The sequence below is a fragment of the Dietzia sp. HMSC21D01 genome, from assembly GCF_001815995.1.
GTDB lineage: Bacteria > Actinomycetota > Actinomycetes > Mycobacteriales > Mycobacteriaceae > Dietzia > Dietzia cinnamea.
In genome coordinates, this window is record NZ_KV823653.1 from 1 (window position 1) to 1,296 (window position 1,296).

The 1,296-nt window shown below is 72.5% G+C and carries 1 protein-coding gene; it reads right to left on the minus strand.

All coding sequences use genetic code 11. The annotated features are described in order from the left end of the window. Positions 1 to 190: 190 nt before the first annotated feature. Positions 191 to 1,111 (minus strand): DMT family transporter, encoded by a 921-nt coding sequence (locus HMPREF3086_RS01375; RefSeq protein WP_070719770.1) that lies wholly within the window; start codon positions 1,109 to 1,111, stop codon positions 191 to 193. Positions 1,112 to 1,296: the final 185 nt, after the last annotated feature.

Consider the following 1,296-nt stretch of genomic DNA (forward strand, 5'->3'; position numbering starts at 1 on the left):
CTGAGCGGGGCCGGCGTGGCGACCGAGCGCGATCAGCCCGGCCCGGACCTCCGCGACCTCCGCGGTGATGCGCCCGAGGCGGGCGTCGAGGTCGGCGAGGGCGCGCTGCAGGTCAGGCTGCTCGGGGTTCACCCCCGAATCATCTCCCGCCCCGGCCACGGCGTCCACATGTCACGTCCGGGCCCGGGCGCTACCGCCGTGCGCGCTGAGCCGCCGGTGCCGGACGCGACCGTAGTACGAGGATCACGCCGACGGCACTGACGGCCATCCCCACCACCGCCGGGAGGGTGATCGGGACACCGAACATGAGCCACACCCAGACCATGGTCGTGGGCGGGGTGAGGTACAGCAGGACGCTGGCCACGGTGGCGCCGCGAGTGCGGGTGACGAAGACGAAGAGGACGTATCCGCACAGCGTGGACAGGAATACCAGCCAGGCCACTGCCGCCCAGAAGTCGAGCTCGGCCTCGGGCGCCGCCTGACCGGTCAGCACCGCCGCGACCATCAGGACCACACCCGCGACGACGGACTGCATGGTGATGGACTGCAGCAGTGTCTCGGTGGGGCGCAGGCGCTGGGTGAGGACCGTGCCCGTGGCCAGGCTGAGCATGCCCGCGGCCGGGAACAGGTACGCCCACCACGGTGCGGTCCCCGCGTCCAGGCCGCCGGAGACGACCACCACCACGCCCGCCAGTCCGAGGGCCATACCGATCCACATGCCGGCCGTTGTGCGTTCGCCGAGCACGCGACCGGCGACGGTGGCCACGAGCAGCGGTTGGAGCGCGGCGATGAGCGCCGCGGTGCCGCCGTCGACGCCGCGCGCGATCCCCTCGAAGATCATGAACAGGAACACCGCCTGGCTGAACAGGCCGAGAACGGCCTGCCGGGTCCACGCCGCACGGTCGTTCAGTCGCACCCGCAGCACGAGGCAGACGCTCACCAGCAGCACGCCGAGGATCGAGAACCGCCAGGCCAGCAGCTGCAGCGGTGTGCCGCCGGCGCGGGTGCCGAGCTCTGCGCCGACGTAGCCGGAGCTCCACATGAGCACGAGCGCCACCGACGCCAGATGGCCGCCGTTCCGGCGGAGCGCCTGACGCGCAGACTCGGGCATCGTCACACCTTATGGAGCAGCCGCCCTCGCCGTCGTCGACCCGGGCGGCACCACCCCCTCACGCGCCGACGCCGGATTCGCGCAGCAGCGGGCGCTCGGCACCGACGGTCGCCCGAAAGCGCCGCGGGGTTTCAGGCGGTGTGGGTGTGGGGGCCGTGTCTGGGGTGGCCTGGTGGGTTGATGAG

Coding starts and splice junctions, on each gene's coding strand:
- HMPREF3086_RS01375 (WP_070719770.1), bottom strand. CDS start 1,111: ATGCCCGAGTCTGCGCGTCAGGCGCTCCGCCGGAACGGCGGCCATCTG.